This is a genomic window from Nisaea acidiphila (assembly GCF_024662015.1).
In the GTDB taxonomy this organism is placed as follows: Bacteria; Pseudomonadota; Alphaproteobacteria; order Thalassobaculales; family Thalassobaculaceae; genus Nisaea; species Nisaea acidiphila.
Map to the genome: position 1 here is coordinate 1,741,262 of NZ_CP102480.1, position 14,445 is coordinate 1,755,706.

Below are 14,445 nucleotides of genomic sequence, written 5' to 3' on the forward strand. Positions count from 1 at the left end.
GCCGGCAAGCAGATTCCCCGCCTTGTATCGGATTGACGACAGAAAAGTTTTGCGGCGCAGCATTTGCGGCAATGCGGCGCCGAGGTCAAGTCCGGAATGGAGTCTTTACCGGGGGGAAGCGCGGACCCGCGGCGTCCTAGACGTCATCCTCGCCATGTTCTCCGACATATCGGGGAGCGGATTCCCCCCCTTCCGGAGCGGCCGCCTCCCGAATCGCGTTCTCCAGAGCTCGGGCGAGATAATCCCGCATTTCCTCGGGAATCTTCGCTCCCCGGACAACCTCGAGGAGGCTTTCCGCAGCTTCGAATTTCAGATTGACGTCTACCGTCCGCATGAATGTTCTCCCTCCGAAAGCGTGAACCCGTATCCTCTCATTCCGGGATACGATTTCAACCCCCGCGCGTTTGCGGGGTCACGTCCTTGAGATAGGCCGCGATACCTTTGTCCTGATCCCATTGCCGCGGATAGCCGAGGGAAACTTCGTGAAACCGGGTGCCGTCGATGAAATCGGTCCGGCGCGTGTGAAGGTGGCCCGTAACGACCTCAAGCGCCCGATAGCGCCGGTGCCAGTCATGCGTGCGCCTTGTGCCGCACCAAGGCAGGAAACGAGGGACGCGAGGGATCCGGATCAGGTCCTCGCGCATCGGCCAGTGATTGATCAGAACGGTCTTCGCATCGGGCGGCAGACACGAAAGTCTCGCTTCTGCCTGCGCGCAGCGCGCGGCACACCACTCCGCACGGCTCGCAAAGGGCGCCGGATCGAGAAGCAACTCATCGACCGGCACCGCGTGCTTTTGCCGCACCCAGTCTTTCATCTCGTCAAGCGGCAAACCGTCGGGACGGAAGCTGTAGTCGTAGAGCAGGAAGAGCGGCACGACATAAACAGGCGCGCCTTTCAGATCGGCCGGCCAGCGGGGAAAGGGATCTTCCGGGGTGACCGCGCCCGCGGCCCGCGCGAGCTCCACCAGATGACTGTAACGGGCGTCCCCCCGGCGCGCGACGGCGCCGGGACGCCTGTCGGTCCAGAGATCGTGGTTGCCGGGCACCCAGATCAGTGTCCCGAAACGACGTCCCAGCACATCCAGCGCATCGACCAGCACTTCCTCGCGTTCGGCGATATCGCCACCGAGGATCAGCCAGTCGTCGCCGTGATCCGGTATGTCCGCAAGCGCCGTCCGGTTGACTTCGGAGGCGAGATGCAGATCCGAGATCGCCCAGAGCCGCGGGCGCGACGTAGCGCTCATGGCGATATGCCGCCCCGCGCCTCCAGGGCATCGCGGATCGCATTGCGGCGAAGCACCATCCAGCCGAGCGCAATTACCGTAAGCCCGCAGCCGACGATCAATGGCAAGCGCAATCCGGCCCAGTCGGAGACCCATCCCATCGTGAGCGAGCCGATCGCCGGACCGCCCCGGAACATCATGCCGTAGAGCGCGATCACCCGGCCGCGCATATGCTCGTCCACCGCCGACTGGATCAGGGTCTGAGAGCCGGCGCCATGGGTCACCATGGCCCCGCCCGCAACGGAGAGCGCGGCCAGACCAACCCAGAAATTCGAGGTCAGGCTGAAGACCAGCAATGCCGCGATCATCGCCGCGACGCTGACCAGCGAGAGCTGAACCAGCCCCTCCAGACCAGCGCGCTGGCCGAGATAGATGCCGCCGACCACCGCGCCGATCCCGGTCACCGTCGCCATCATCGACAGCCCTTCGGCCCCACGTTCGAAAATCTCCGCCGCGTAGCCCGGCAGCAGTTCGAAAACAGGCCGCAGGCAGATGCAGGCGACCATCATCAGAACCAGCGTCGGTCCGATACCGGGGTGCTTCAGCGAGTAACTGTAACCCTCGACCATCTGCACGAAGATGCCGCCCCTCGACTTGCGTGGGGCGAGATCGGCGCGCGGCCGGATCATGAAGAGCGCCGCGATGAACGGCAGATAGCTGACCGCATTCGCAAGGAATGCGTATCCGGCTCCATAGCCGACGATCACAAGTCCGGCGAGCGCCGGCCCGACGAACCGGGCCGCGTTGAAGATCACCGAATTGATCGCGACCGCCGAGGCGAGATCCTCGCGTCGCACCAGATTGGGAATCATCGCCATACGCGCCGGCTGCCAGAAGGACACAACGACCCCCGTCCAGAGGGCGAGCGCCAGCAGCAGCCAGATATTGAGCGTGCCGGTCAGCGTCAGGATCGTCAGGATCGTCGCCTGCGCCATGTTAAGGCACTGCGCCACACGCGCGATCGTCAGCCGGTCGGCGCGGTCCGCGAGAGCGCCTGCGAAAGGACTGAGGATCACCACCGGAAACAGTTCGGCGAACGAAATGATCCCGAGCCATGTCGGGCTCTCGGTAAGCTGCCAGGTCACCCAGCCGATCGCAATCCGCTGCATCCACAGACCGATGACGGTTAGGGAGCTGCCGATGCAATAGATCGAGTAATCGCGGTTGCGGAACGCCTGACAAAAGCGTGCCGCCGAAGTGGCGAGGGACATGAGGAATTATCTAGGCCAAAGCGGCGGCCTTGGGAATCCCGCAACGTCAGTCGGAGGTGATTTTGTGCCCGAGGGAGATCAGCACGACGCAGGACGCGTTGTGCAGCATGTTCTCCAGTTGCGTGTTCTCCAGCCGCGCCAGCAACCGGAAGGCCTTCACGCAGACCGGATTGTATTTCGAGCTATCGGCCTCGCGAAACATCTCGTTCAGCCAGTCGCGCACCGGCTCCTGACCCGCGCCGCGGGCCTGCGCGCGGCAGCGGTCCATCATCCCGCCCATCAGCGGCAGCAGCCCGTGCTTGCCGCGCCAGACCGCCTCCTCGCGCCGGAACTCGATCCGGTCGTGCACCTTGCCGAGGAGGTAGTGCATCAGGCCGCAGAGAAACTGTTCCAGGCGGCGCATTTCCACCTCGTCGATATCGATCACCGCATCGCACATGGAGCGGACGATCTCGCGCACCCAGACGTCTCGGTCGAGCGTGCCGATACGGGGGATGGCGTGTTCTGTGCGGCGGAGCGGATCCATGGATGAGTTCTTACGGCCTGATACTTAATCTCTGGTGAATGACCAGACGGATTTACAGTGAATTTCGAACAATCGCCAGCCCGGGATATGCAATCCTGCGACTTTCCGCAGGATTGGCGCCTTCCGGTTCTTGAACCCGCGCGGGTGCGGGCGTAGGCTCAGCCGCACAATTCGAATGCCAGCCCTTTCCAGCCTTCCGAGGAAAAAATGAGCTTCATCGCTGACCGTCTCGGACGCATCAAGCCGTCCCCCACCATTGCCATCAGCACCAAGGCGCGCGAGCTGAAAGCCGCGGGCGGCGACGTGATCGGCCTTTCCGCCGGCGAGCCGGATTTCGACACCCCGGCGCATATCGTCGAGGCCGCGGTCCAGGCGATGAAGAACGGCGAGACCCGCTACACCGATCCGGACGGCACGCCGGAGCTGAAGGACGCGATCTGCCGCAAGTTCAAGCGCGACAACAATCTCGACTACCAGCGCAACCAGGTCACCATCGGCACCGGCGGTAAGCAGGTGCTCTACAACGCGCTGATGGCGACGCTGAACCCCGGCGACGAGGTGATCATTCCGGCGCCCTACTGGGTCTCCTATCCGGACATGGTACTGCTCGCCGAGGGCGAGCCGGTCATCGTCCCCTGCCCGCAGGAAAGGGACTTCAAGCTGCAGCCGGAGGATCTGGAGAAGGCGATCACGCCGAAGACCAAGTGGATCATCCTGAACAGCCCGTCCAATCCGTCCGGCGCCGGCTACACCTGGGACGACATGAAGAAAGTCACCGACGTGCTGATGAAGCATCCGCATGTCTATGTGATGACCGACGACATGTACGAGCACCTCGTCTATGACGATTTCAAATTCTGCACCCCGGCGGAAGTGGAGCCCGGCCTCTACGACCGCACCCTGACCGTGAACGGCATGTCGAAGGCCTATTGCATGACCGGCTGGCGCATCGGCTACGCGGCCGGCCCGGTGGAACTGATCACGGCGATCCGCAAGATCCAGTCGCAGTCGACCTCGAACCCGTCCTCGATCAGTCAGGCGGCCTCGGTCGCGGCGCTCGACGGGCCGCACGATTTCATCGCCAAGCACAACGAGTCCTTCAAGGGCCGCCGCGACCTCGTGGTCTCCATGCTGAACCAGGCGAGCGGCATCAACTGCCCGACGCCGGACGGCGCGTTCTACGTCTATCCGTCCTGCGCCGGCACGATCGGCAAGACCACGCCGGACGGCAAGGTGATCGAGAACGACGAGGATTTCTGCACCTACCTGCTGGAAGCCGAAGGCGTGGCGGCGGTGCATGGCGAGGCCTTCGGCCTCAGCCCGCATTTCCGCATCTCCTACGCGACCTCCGAGTCCGTGCTGGAAGACGCCTGCGCCCGCATCCAGAGGGCCTGCGCGGCGCTCAGCTGACCGGACGCGACAAAAAGCGCCGCCCTAAACTCAGGGCGGCGCTTTTTTATCCCCAAACTCAACCGTCATTCCGGCGGAGGCCGGAACCCAGGGACCGAAGAGCGAGTTCTATGTTCCTCTGGGTCCCGGCCTGCGCCGGGATGACGGGGAAATTGGGCCGTGTTCCTCACATGTTTTCGGCATGCAGCCGCATGTCTACATCTTAGCCAGCAAGCGCAACGGAACGCTCTATATCGGCGTGACCAGCAATCTTCTGAAACGCGTTTCGGAGCACAGATCAGGTGCGGTACCCGGTTTCACCAAACGCTACGACGTCAAGCTGCTAGTCTATTTCGAGGCCCATCCTTCGATGGACAGCGCCATCCTCCGCGAGAAGCAGATGAAGGAATGGCACCGGCGCTGGAAGCTACGGCGGATCGAGGAACGCAATCCGCAATGGCGAGACCTGTTCATCGAACTGATCTGAACCCGCTCCACGGTCGTCACCCCGGCGTAGGCCGGGGCCTAGGGGATCATAGAACTCAGCCCTCAATCCCTGGGTTCCGGCCTGCGCCGGAATGACGACTGAGTGTGAGGGCGGCTAACCGTTCAGAAAACCGAGCATCGCCTTCGTGAACAGTTGCGGCTGTTCGAAATTGGCGAAATGCGCCGCCTCCGGGATCTCGAGATATTGCGAGCCTCCGATTAGACCGTGGATTTCCTTCGCGTGGTCCGGAGTCGTGGCCGGGTCCTCGGCGCCGACGATCACGAGGGTCGGTGCCGTGATCCCGCCAATGGTGCCGCGCTGGTCCATCGCCTGGATCGCACGGCTGCAGCCGATGAACCCCTGCGGCGGCGTGCCGAGGATCATTGCGTGGATCTTCTCGATGTCGCCGGGGCGGTTCAACCGGCTCGCCGGGGTGAACCAGCGCTCGATGGTGGCGTCGGCCACGGCCTCCATGCCGCCCTTCTCCACCGTCTTGATGCGGCCGTCCCACATTTCCTTCGTCGGCATGTAGGCCCCGGTATCGGCGAGGATCAGCTTGCCGACCCGGTCCGCGTGCCTGACCCCGAGCATCTGGCCCACCATGCCGCCTTTGGAGAGGCCGCAGAAATCAGCCTTGGCCAAACCGAGTCCGTCGAGCAGGGCAACGGCATCCTCCGCCAGCATCTCGATGGAGTAGGGACCTTCCGGCGCATCGGAGCCGCCATGGCCACGGCTGTCGTAGCGGATCACCCTGTAGCCTGCTGATGTCAGGTCGCCGATCTGCGGATCCCACATCTCCAAATTGGAGGCGAGCGAGTTCGAGAGCAGTAGCTGGCGCCCTCGCTCCGGCCCGTCGATGCGGTAATGCAGTTTGATCCCGTTGGCGTCAATAAGTGGCACGCGCTCCTCCCCAGTTGTGATTGCCGCTTTCGGCAGACGGCCCGTTGGAAACTACACCGTAACGCCCCTGCCTGCGAAACGACACCGCAGCGAACAGAGGACACCCGCAAGTTATCGAAAATGATTGATTTATTTGCATCAAGGCCGATCATGCTCGATGGGACCTTGATGAATCTGCCGCCACTTTGGGATTCGGCGCGGGTAAGAATGAGGCCGTCAATGCTGATCACCCCTGAAATCCAGCTTGTCGGTTACTCTGCGCTGACGACCTTGGTGGTTGCGGTTGCGTTCTTGCTGATGTGGGAACGCCTGCGATGGTCCAGGCTCCTCAGCTTCGGCGCGTCATTCGCCTGCATCGGCTTTGTCTTGAGCTACGTCGCGATTGGGATGTATCTCGGCGAATACCCATTCCGCCAGCAAATTGCCGCCGCCGGTGTGATCGCGGCATCAGCATTCCTGATCGCGGGCTGCCTCGCACATAACAACGTGCCAATCCCCAGATTCTGGCTGATCAGTGTCGCAATCTCTTTGTGGCTTGTTGCCCAAATCGTTCATGCGACTACAGGAATTCTCAGCGTCGTCTATCTTCCAATGTTGGTTGGGTTGGGTCATCTTTTTTGCGCAATTCTGTTCTACCGGACTAGGCAGAGCCGAGGTGATCTGATCCTGGCGGCACTCTTCACGATACGCGGCGCCATTCACCTGCCATGGCCATTCTTGGTATTCACGCCGACTGCAGGCATCATTCGCACGACCGATCAGGCCCTCGTCCTTGCGACCGGACTTGCCCTCATCATTGTGGAGCTTCTCAGAGCTCGCGCCGATCTCGCGCGTGCAAACATCACCTTGAGCGATCAGGCGCTGGCATTGAAAGCTGCAAACGAGAAGCTCTTCGCCGAGCGCGAGCTGGCAGTCAGCGCCAGCAATGCGAAATCAGCCTTTCTCGCGAACATGAGTCATGAGTTCCGAACACCATTGAATGCCATAATGGGCTTCTCGGAGGTTCTCTCCCGGCAACCGGGAGGAAAACTGTCCGAGCGGTCGGCCGACTATGGCCGTGACATCCACAGGGCAGCGACGGTGTTGCTCGATTTTGTCGATCAAATTCTGGAGCTCTCTCGCTTCGAAGCGAACCGAACCAACTTCAGACCAGAGACACTGGATGTGGAAGACCTGGTCGATCGAGCCATTACGGCAGCCCGGCTTAAGCACAGCAAAAGCCCCGCTGAGATCGTCAAATTCTTCGAGGAAGGCACCGGCTCCGTGGAGGGAGATGAGGAATTGCTCAAACAGGCATTGGTTGGCATTCTAAACCGAGCGATGCGGATCTCCTCGGCCGGAGCGTCAATTCAAGTACTCGCCGGGCCGGAGCCACAGGATAGCGTAAGGATCGAGATCACGGACCGGGGACCTCTCCTTGACCCCGGCGAGCTTGCCGAAGCTTTCAATCCTTTTAGCGTGAGCGACGCGGTAATCGTGCCAAAAGGCGGCGGGATCGACCTCAGCCTGCCTCTCGCGAAACGCTTCGTCGAAGTGCACGGCGGCGCAATCTCCATAGATAGCAGCGAAGAGAGCGGAACCACTGTGTCCATCGACCTTCCGCGACGGCCGCACCTTCACTGAAGGCCTCAGAATAGGATATGAGTTTCCTATCAGATGGCTCTCGCCATCAGAAGCCGGTGGTTTTTCGTATGTTCTTTGCACGTACCCGTCTCGTGACCGCTCTCTCTGCGCTGCTGGTCATTGCTTCATCTCCAATAACGCATTCAGCAGAAACAGCGAAACGCGGCGCCCTGAACGTGACCATCGAAAACGATCTGGTGAACGGCACCGACCGCGACTACACGCACGGCACCGCGATTCAGTGGACCTCCCCGCCCAACAGGGACCCGCTGAATATCGGATTTTTTGCCTCTCCGTTCGTCAGCAGGAACGCGGATATCCGGATCACCTACCAGCTTGGGCAAAACCTCTATACCCCCCAGGACATCGAGCGGAAGCCGCCCGACCCGGACGACCGGCCATATGGCGCCTGGCTCTACGGCGCGGTCGGGGTCGTGGCCGACGACGAGGACAGCCTGACCTCCCTGCAACTGAGCCTCGGTGTTGTCGGCCCTGCGGCACTGGGCGAGCAGGTCCAGAGTTTCGTGCATAGCGTCATCGACTCGCGAGAGCCGCGTGGCTGGGACAGCCAGATCAAGAACGAGCCCGCGCTGCTCCTGACCTTCGAGAAGAAATGGGCGGAGAGTCTGCTCGGCGCGCCGTACGGATACGACATCGACGCATCGCCCTATATCGGAGGCGCGCTCGGGAATGTCTTCACCCATATCAACGGCGGCATGATGCTGCGTTTCGGCAAGGATCTCCCGACAAAGGAATACGGCCCGCCCCGCATCCAGCCGAGCACCCCCGGCTCCGGCTATTTCGAACCGACCGAGAATTTCAACTGGTACCTCTTCGCCGGGATCGAGGGCCGAATGGTCGCGCGCAACATCTTTCTAGACGGCAATACCTTCAGCGACAGCGCGTCGGTCGACAAGGAACTGCTGGTCGGCGACTTCACCTACGGGGTCGTGTTCAATTTCGGCCGGACCCGGGTCTCCCTGACCCAGGTCGTCCGCACGCCGGAATTCGACAGCGACAAGGACTTGTCCGCGTTCGGCTCGCTCGGCCTGACCTATGCGTTCTAGGCGGGGGCGCCCCCAGCGTTTCCCGATTGCCAGAGGGGCCTTGCGGCCCTATTTTCCCCGGCCAGCAACAATGTGACAGCGATCGGCCCACATGACCGACCTCAGCCATATCCGTAATTTCGCGATCATCGCCCATATCGACCACGGCAAGTCCACGCTGGCCGACCGCCTGATTCAGATCTGCGGCGGGCTCACCGACCGCGAGATGAAGGAACAGGTGCTCGACAACATGGATATCGAGCGCGAGCGCGGCATCACCATCAAGGCGCAGACCGTTCGGCTGATGTACAAGGCGGAGGACGGCGAGACCTACCAGATCAACCTGATGGACACGCCGGGCCACGTCGACTTCGCCTACGAGGTGAGCCGCTCGCTCGCGGCCTGCGAAGGATCGATCCTGGTGGTCGATGCCAGCCAGGGCGTCGAGGCGCAAACGCTCGCCAACGTCTACCAGGCCATCGACCAGAACCACGAAATCATCCCGGTCCTGAACAAGGTCGACCTTCCCGCCGCCGATGTGCCGCGGGTGAAGGAACAGATCGAGGACGTGATCGGCATCGACGCCTCCGACGCGATCGAGGTGTCGGCAAAGACCGGCCTCAATGTCGCCGCCGTGCTGGAAGCCCTCGTGCAGCGGCTGCCCGCGCCCACAGGCGAGCGCGAGAAACCGCTGCAGGCGATGCTGGTGGACAGCTGGTACGACCCCTATCTCGGCGTCATGGCGCTGGTCCGGGTACGCCAGGGCGTGCTGAAGAAGGGCCAGAAGGTCAAGCTGATGCAGACCGGCGCGGTCCATCTGGTCGAAAAGGTCGGCGCCTTCACGCCGAAACTGACCGAACTGGCCGAGATCGGACCGGGCGAAATCGGCTTCATGAGCGCCTCGATCAAGACCGTGGCCGACTGCCAGGTCGGCGACACGATCACCGAGGAAAAGCGTCCCTGCGACGCGCCACTGCCGGGCTTCAAGCCCAGCATCCCGGTGGTGTTCTGCGGCCTCTTCCCGGTCGATGCCAACGATTATCCGGACCTGCGCGACAGTCTCGAGAAACTGCGCCTGAACGATGCCAGCTTCAGCTTCGAGCCGGAGACCTCGGCCGCGCTCGGCTTCGGCTTCCGCTGCGGCTTCCTCGGGCTGCTGCACCTGGAGATCATCCAGGAGCGGCTGGAACGCGAGTTCGACCTCGACCTGATCACCACCGCGCCGAGCGTCGTCTATCACATCAACCTGACCAACGGCACGCAGATGGACCTGCACAATCCGGCCGACATGCCGGACGTGATGAAGATCGAGTCCATCGAGGAGCCCTGGATCAAGGCGACCATCATGGTGCCGGACGAATATCTCGGCCCGGTGCTCTCGCTCTGCACCGAGCGGCGCGGCGAACAGCTCGAGCTGACCTATGTCGGCAGCCGGGCGATGGCGGTCTACCGCCTGCCGCTGAACGAGGTGGTGTTCGACTTCTACGACCGGCTGAAGTCCATCTCCCGCGGCTATGCCAGCTTCGACTACGCGCTCGACAGCTATATCGAGGGCGACCTGGTGAAGCTCTCCATGCTGGTCAATGCCGAGCCGATGGACGCGCTCTCGATGATCGTCCACCGCAGCCAGGCCGATCTCCGCGGCCGCGCCATGTGCGCCCGCCTGAAGGACCTGATCCCGCGCCAGCTCTTCAAGATCGCCATCCAGGCGGCGATCGGCGGCAAGGTGATCGCCCGCGAGACCGTCAGCGCCATGCGCAAGGACGTGACCGCGAAGTGTTACGGCGGCGACATCACCCGGAAGAAGAAGCTGCTGGAGAAGCAGAAGGAAGGCAAAAAGAAGATGCGGCAGTTCGGCAATGTCGACATCCCGCAGAGCGCCTTCATCGAAGCCCTCAAGATGGGCGACGGCTAGCACTCCCAGAGATTGTTCGTCATCCCGGACCCCGGTCCGGGATCCACTGCCGGTCTGTACTCATTCCCCAGCCGTTGCATTTCGGCGCGACTTAATATAACCTTTTTGTTATGGAACAAATCGGTTATGTAAATACCGACCCGTCGCTCGACGCCGTCTTCGCGGCGCTCTCGGATCCGACGCGCCGCGCCATCCTGACTCGGCTCTCCAAGGGCGAGGCGTCGGTGAAGGATCTGGCCGCGCCTTTTTCGATGAGCCAGCCGGCGATCTCGAAGCACCTGAAAGTGCTGGAGAAGGCCGGGCTGGTCGAGCGGGATGTGGATCGTCAGAAACGCCCGGCACGCCTGAAGGCCGCGCCGATGGCCGAAGCCGTCGGCTGGCTCGAGTCCTTCCGGGAGTCCTGGAGCGCCAGTTTCGACCGGCTCGACCTGTTGCTCGAAGACCTCAAGAACACCGCCCCCGGAAAGGACGGAACATGACCGAACTGCCCACCTATATCCTGGAGCGCAGTTTCGACGCGCCGCGCGAGCTGGTCTGGCGCACCTGGACGGACCCGGACCTGGTGCACCGGTGGTACGGCCCGGGGGTCGAGACGGTGATCCACAGGATGGACGTGGCGCCCGGCGGGCTCTGGCTGACCGAAATGAAGATGGGCGGCGGTTCGGGCTATCAGCGCGTCGAATATCTCGAGGTCGAGGTTCCCGAAAAGCTGGTCTGGCTGCACTCAACCGCGGATGCGGAGTGGAATGTCGCCGCCAATCCGATGATGCCGGACTGGCCGAAGACCCTGCTGACGACCGTCACCTTCGCGGTGAACGGCCCGCGCACGGATCTGCGCCTGACCTGGGTCCCGCACGAAGCGAGCGATATCGAGATCGCCTGCTTTGCGGGCGCGATCGAGGGTCTCGACAGGGGCTGGGGCAGCGGCATGGAGAAACTGGCGGAGCTGCTTCGCGAGCTTCAGGGCTGAAAAGCAGTGGGTTACCGAACGGTCAGAGCACGCTGGTCAGCCCCAGCATCCTTTGCAGGTTCTCGGGGCTGACCGGTTTCACGAGGAAGCCATCGGCCCCGGCCGCCATGCAGGCTTTGGCGGTCTGCTGATCGCTGAAGCTTGTCACGATATAGATTTTCGACTCGGGATTTTCGGCTTTCAGCATCGGCAATGCCGTCAACCCGCCGATCCCCGGCATGGTGAGATCGAGCAGAACCGTGTCGAACACACCCGTGCGCATCATCCGAACCGCGGTTTCGCCGTCTTCCGCCTCTTCCACCTCATAGGATTGCCCGAGTTGGTGGAGCATCCGGACGAGAAATTTCCGCACCGTCGCCGAATCGTCGACCACGAGAACACTGGGCGAGGAGAGCAGCGCCCTTGCCGTCTCCAGGAGCTCCTGGATCTGTTTCGCGCTGAAGGGCTTCACGAGATAGTCGTAGGCTCCCAGCTCTTGCGCCGCCGTGCGCAGCGCGTAGCCGTCGGCCGACGACATGATCACCGATACGATTTTGCTGCCGCCACGCCTGGCATAGGCGAGCGCCTCGAGCCCGGTCATGCCCGGCATGTTGATATCGAGGAAGGCGAGCCCCTCATCCAGCTTGGACAGGACCTCACGGGCCTGCTCGCCATCCTCGGCATGATGAAGCTTAATGTCCCAGGACTGACCGTTGCACACGTCCTGAATGATCTTGCGAACCACACGGGAATCGTCGGCAATGACGACATCCATCGGTGCGACCTCATCCGTGATTGAAGGTCGCGCATTATCCGGAGGCGGGACTGAAATTTCCGTTAATCGACGATAACGCGCCGCTTAGCTTAAGGGGGCGTTCGCTTTCTCGTGGAGATGGCACCGAGGCCTCACGCAAGGTTGCGAACTCGATCCGCCGCCGCCAGCGCGTCGCCGGTTGCCGGGTTCAGCGCCGGAAGATTTTCCCAATTCTCAATGGAGAAAGCCCTCTACATTGAATCGCACTTTTTCGATGGCCGCCAAAAGCCCGGCCCGCCTCAGACCTTGTCTGCCGATCCCGGGAGCGCAGTCAGCAAGCGCAATCGTCAACGTCTCATCACGGCCATCGAAGACACGCTGGAACTCTTCATAAATCAGAACGCAATCGTCCCGCCCGCCGCGAGTCTCGACATGTGCAACACCAAGGGTCAGGCCGTCAGCCTCGATTTTCAGGTAATCAATTGGATCGTCCTTCATTCGGCGCAGTCTGCGCCTGATATATTCGCCTACGGGATCACGCGTCCTGCATGCGCCGGCAGCCGGCTCGGAAGCGATGAGACCGCTCCTTATCGCAACATAAGCGCGCGCATTATGCCAAGAGACACGATCGATAGCTCGTTGAGGTTCCCGAGCACCAACAACGCTGACCTGTTTTTCGTCCCGAGCGCTCAGGTCGACAGAGAACAGTCGCACGTCTTTCTTGATCCAGCCGACCCGGTCCGGATTTGCTGCCCGCCTACAAGCGAAGGCCTTATCCATGATCCGAAATGCAGCCGCTTTCTCTTTGGCCGTTTTCGCGCCCGCCGAACGCCATCCCGCATCAATTTTCTTGGAAGATGAGGCACAAGATGCCGTACTGACGCAAATCACGACGACTGAGAGAATACTCAGTACTTTCAACATAATGCCACCAATCTGTCCGCCCCTCCCGGACGCAGGAATGACGAGAGACATTCAATCCGGTTCTACTAAACCAACCCCGCCCGGACCTCGTCCGGCGTCGCCAGCGTGCCGCCCGAGGCCTCGATCAGTTTCACCGCCTCCTCGACCAGCGCGCCATTCGTCGTGTCCACGCCGAACGGCTGGTCTTCCAGCCCCACGCGGACATGGCCGCCGCGCTCGACCGCCGGTGCGATCAGCGGGCGGATATCGACGGCGAGGCCTGCGACCATCCAGGGCGCCCCGGGATGCTCCTCCTCGCAGAGCGTCCTGTAGGCCTCGAGCGCATAGAGTTCGGGCGGAAAGCTGAAAGTCAGGCGGTCGGAGAACATGAAGCGGTAGACCGGCATCGGGCAGCCCTCGTAGACGCGGTGCAATGCCGCGCCCTGGCGGATGAAGCCGGGCTCGTAGATCGCATAGCTCGGATGGATGCCCTTTTCGGCGCAGAGCCCGAGGCCATAGCGGATATGGCTTTCCGGATTGTAGTAGGTGAAGCCCTCGCGCCCTTCCGCGGCCCAGGCGTCGAGGGTGATGTTGGTGCTGCCCGGATCGACGACGCTCCACTCGATCAGCCCGCGCTCCGCCAGCCCCTTCACATGCGCGAAACGCTCGGCGGGTTTCATGGTGTCGGAGACGTTCGGCAGCCCTGCCATCGGCAATGTGCCGTAGAGGATGACATCTTCGTTCACCTCGCGCACACGGTCGATCACCTCGGCATAGGCCTCGGTCGTATCGACCTGAAGGCCGGTCGCGGTATCGTAGGGATGGAAATGCAGAATAGCGGCGCCCGCCTTCGCGCAGGCGATGCAATCGGCCGCGATATCCTCGGCGGAGACCGGAATGGCGGGCTGCCGCGACCGCGTCCAGGGACCGTTGACGGCTGCTTCCAGCCAGACCTTCGTCATGCCTTCCCCCCTTCGCTATCCGTGCCGGAAATCTCAACAACCTCTCCCGGTCGTTCCTCGGACAAGCGGCTTGGCACCCCGGCGCGGTCCGGACGGACGCCGTGCGAGGTCCGGATCAGCCGCGAGATCAGCGATTCCATGAGGTAGCGGATATAGGGATCCATATCCCTGACCTTCGTCTCGATAAGCCCCCGGTCGACGACGACCAGTTCCGTATCCTCAAGGCACCGTCCGGTCGCGGTGCGGGGGATATCGGCGATCACGCCCATCTCGCCGAACATCTGGTTCTCGGTAATGACGTCCAGCACCTTGCGGCCCGCCCCCTTGCCGATGGAGATCTCGACGGAACCGAGCAGCACGATATAGGCCTCGAAAGCGTCGTCACCCTCGACGAAGACGAACTGGCCCTTTTTGTAGCGCCTTGTATTGGCTTCCTTGTACTGCATGTTCCGGACGTCTCCAGGATCGCTTCCCGCCGGGACTCAGTTTTGCGATAA

16 protein-coding genes are annotated in these 14,445 nt (G+C 62.2%); 7 read left to right on the plus strand and 9 right to left on the minus strand.

The features are described from left to right. Positions 1–136: 136 nt before the first annotated feature. Genes NUH88_RS08000 through NUH88_RS08015 form a run of 4 tightly spaced genes read right to left on the minus strand, consistent with a single transcriptional unit; the run spans position 137 to position 3,020 of the window. A complete protein-coding gene (locus NUH88_RS08000; RefSeq protein WP_257771248.1) occupies positions 137–334 on the minus strand; it encodes a hypothetical protein in 198 nt (65 codons plus the stop codon). Positions 335–389: 55 nt separating this feature from the next. Further along, a complete protein-coding gene (locus tag NUH88_RS08005; RefSeq protein WP_257771250.1) occupies positions 390–1,244 on the minus strand; it encodes a metallophosphoesterase family protein in 855 nt (284 codons plus the stop codon). Next, on the minus strand, positions 1,241–2,494 hold the full coding sequence (locus tag NUH88_RS08010) for an MFS transporter (RefSeq protein ID WP_257771251.1): 1,254 nt from the start codon (positions 2,492–2,494) through the stop codon (positions 1,241–1,243). The genes NUH88_RS08005 and NUH88_RS08010 overlap by 4 nt, the downstream gene beginning before the upstream one ends. Positions 2,495–2,540: 46 nt before the next feature. Then, a complete protein-coding gene (locus NUH88_RS08015) occupies positions 2,541–3,020 on the minus strand; it encodes a hypothetical protein (RefSeq protein ID WP_257771252.1) in 480 nt (159 codons plus the stop codon). 207 nt (positions 3,021–3,227) lie between these two features. Here NUH88_RS08015 and NUH88_RS08020 point away from each other — a divergent pair, with 207 nt between their 5' ends. After that, complete coding sequence (locus NUH88_RS08020) at positions 3,228–4,430, plus strand: pyridoxal phosphate-dependent aminotransferase (RefSeq protein WP_257771253.1); 1,203 nt, start codon at positions 3,228–3,230, stop codon at positions 4,428–4,430. A gap of 181 nt (positions 4,431–4,611) precedes the next feature. Then, positions 4,612–4,896 (plus strand): GIY-YIG nuclease family protein, encoded by a 285-nt coding sequence (locus tag NUH88_RS08025; RefSeq protein WP_257771254.1) that lies wholly within the window; start codon positions 4,612–4,614, stop codon positions 4,894–4,896. A gap of 114 nt (positions 4,897–5,010) precedes the next feature. Here the strand turns inward: NUH88_RS08025 and pcaD are convergent, their stop codons facing one another. Further along, on the minus strand, positions 5,011–5,796 hold the full coding sequence (gene pcaD, locus NUH88_RS08030; RefSeq protein WP_257771255.1) for a 3-oxoadipate enol-lactonase: 786 nt from the start codon (positions 5,794–5,796) through the stop codon (positions 5,011–5,013). Between the two features lie 219 nt (positions 5,797–6,015). Here pcaD and NUH88_RS08035 point away from each other — a divergent pair, with 219 nt between their 5' ends. From NUH88_RS08035 to NUH88_RS08055, 5 genes are all read left to right on the plus strand, one after another. Beyond that, positions 6,016–7,419 carry a sensor histidine kinase gene (locus tag NUH88_RS08035; protein ID WP_257771256.1) on the plus strand — a complete coding sequence of 468 codons (1,404 nt, stop codon included), beginning with the start codon at positions 6,016–6,018 and terminating at the stop codon, positions 7,417–7,419. 68 nt (positions 7,420–7,487) lie between these two features. Then, entirely contained in the window at positions 7,488–8,486 is a 999-nt protein-coding gene (locus NUH88_RS08040; protein ID WP_372743553.1) for a lipid A deacylase LpxR family protein, read from the plus strand. Between the two features lie 91 nt (positions 8,487–8,577). Next, positions 8,578–10,380, plus strand: a complete 1,803-nt coding sequence (lepA, locus tag NUH88_RS08045; protein ID WP_257771258.1) for a translation elongation factor 4 — start codon at positions 8,578–8,580, stop codon at positions 10,378–10,380. A 110-nt stretch (positions 10,381–10,490) separates the two neighbouring features. Next, on the plus strand, positions 10,491–10,859 hold the full coding sequence (locus NUH88_RS08050) for an ArsR/SmtB family transcription factor (RefSeq protein ID WP_257771260.1): 369 nt from the start codon (positions 10,491–10,493) through the stop codon (positions 10,857–10,859). Then, positions 10,856–11,350, plus strand: coding sequence for an SRPBCC family protein (locus NUH88_RS08055; RefSeq protein WP_257771262.1), 495 nt, complete (start codon positions 10,856–10,858; stop codon positions 11,348–11,350). Before NUH88_RS08050 ends, NUH88_RS08055 begins: the two co-directional genes overlap by 4 nt. A 22-nt stretch (positions 11,351–11,372) precedes the next feature. Here the strand turns inward: NUH88_RS08055 and NUH88_RS08060 are convergent, their stop codons facing one another. The 4 genes from NUH88_RS08060 to NUH88_RS08075 form a co-directional block, all read right to left on the minus strand. Beyond that, positions 11,373–12,104, minus strand: coding sequence for a response regulator (locus NUH88_RS08060; RefSeq protein ID WP_257771263.1), 732 nt, complete (start codon positions 12,102–12,104; stop codon positions 11,373–11,375). 213 nt (positions 12,105–12,317) lie between these two features. Further along, positions 12,318–13,058, minus strand: a complete 741-nt coding sequence (locus tag NUH88_RS08065; protein WP_257771264.1) for a hypothetical protein — start codon at positions 13,056–13,058, stop codon at positions 12,318–12,320. Between the two features lie 14 nt (positions 13,059–13,072). Beyond that, a complete protein-coding gene (locus tag NUH88_RS08070) occupies positions 13,073–13,948 on the minus strand; it encodes a beta-keto acid cleavage family enzyme (protein WP_257771265.1) in 876 nt (291 codons plus the stop codon). Beyond that, a complete protein-coding gene (locus tag NUH88_RS08075) occupies positions 13,945–14,394 on the minus strand; it encodes a cyclic nucleotide-binding domain-containing protein (RefSeq protein WP_257771266.1) in 450 nt (149 codons plus the stop codon). Before NUH88_RS08075 ends, NUH88_RS08070 begins: the two co-directional genes overlap by 4 nt. Positions 14,395–14,445 lie beyond the last annotated feature (51 nt).

Bases quoted from the DNA above. Each gene is read 5' to 3' on its own strand.
- NUH88_RS08000 (WP_257771248.1), bottom strand. From the start codon at position 334: ATGCGGACGGTAGACGTCAATCTGAAATTCGAAGCTGCGGAAAGCCTC.
- NUH88_RS08005 (WP_257771250.1), bottom strand. From the start codon at position 1,244: ATGAGCGCTACGTCGCGCCCGCGGCTCTGGGCGATCTCGGATCTGCAT.
- NUH88_RS08010 (WP_257771251.1), bottom strand. From the start codon at position 2,494: ATGTCCCTCGCCACTTCGGCGGCACGCTTTTGTCAGGCGTTCCGCAAC.
- NUH88_RS08015 (WP_257771252.1), bottom strand. From the start codon at position 3,020: ATGGATCCGCTCCGCCGCACAGAACACGCCATCCCCCGTATCGGCACG.
- NUH88_RS08020 (WP_257771253.1), top strand. From the start codon at position 3,228: ATGAGCTTCATCGCTGACCGTCTCGGACGCATCAAGCCGTCCCCCACC.
- NUH88_RS08025 (WP_257771254.1), top strand. From the start codon at position 4,612: ATGCAGCCGCATGTCTACATCTTAGCCAGCAAGCGCAACGGAACGCTC.
- NUH88_RS08035 (WP_257771256.1), top strand. From the start codon at position 6,016: ATGCTGATCACCCCTGAAATCCAGCTTGTCGGTTACTCTGCGCTGACG.
- NUH88_RS08040 (WP_372743553.1), top strand. From the start codon at position 7,488: ATGTTCTTTGCACGTACCCGTCTCGTGACCGCTCTCTCTGCGCTGCTG.
- lepA (WP_257771258.1), top strand. From the start codon at position 8,578: ATGACCGACCTCAGCCATATCCGTAATTTCGCGATCATCGCCCATATC.
- NUH88_RS08050 (WP_257771260.1), top strand. From the start codon at position 10,491: ATGGAACAAATCGGTTATGTAAATACCGACCCGTCGCTCGACGCCGTC.
- NUH88_RS08055 (WP_257771262.1), top strand. From the start codon at position 10,856: ATGACCGAACTGCCCACCTATATCCTGGAGCGCAGTTTCGACGCGCCG.
- NUH88_RS08060 (WP_257771263.1), bottom strand. From the start codon at position 12,104: ATGGATGTCGTCATTGCCGACGATTCCCGTGTGGTTCGCAAGATCATT.
- NUH88_RS08065 (WP_257771264.1), bottom strand. From the start codon at position 13,058: ATGTCTCTCGTCATTCCTGCGTCCGGGAGGGGCGGACAGATTGGTGGC.
- NUH88_RS08070 (WP_257771265.1), bottom strand. From the start codon at position 13,948: ATGACGAAGGTCTGGCTGGAAGCAGCCGTCAACGGTCCCTGGACGCGG.
- NUH88_RS08075 (WP_257771266.1), bottom strand. From the start codon at position 14,394: ATGCAGTACAAGGAAGCCAATACAAGGCGCTACAAAAAGGGCCAGTTC.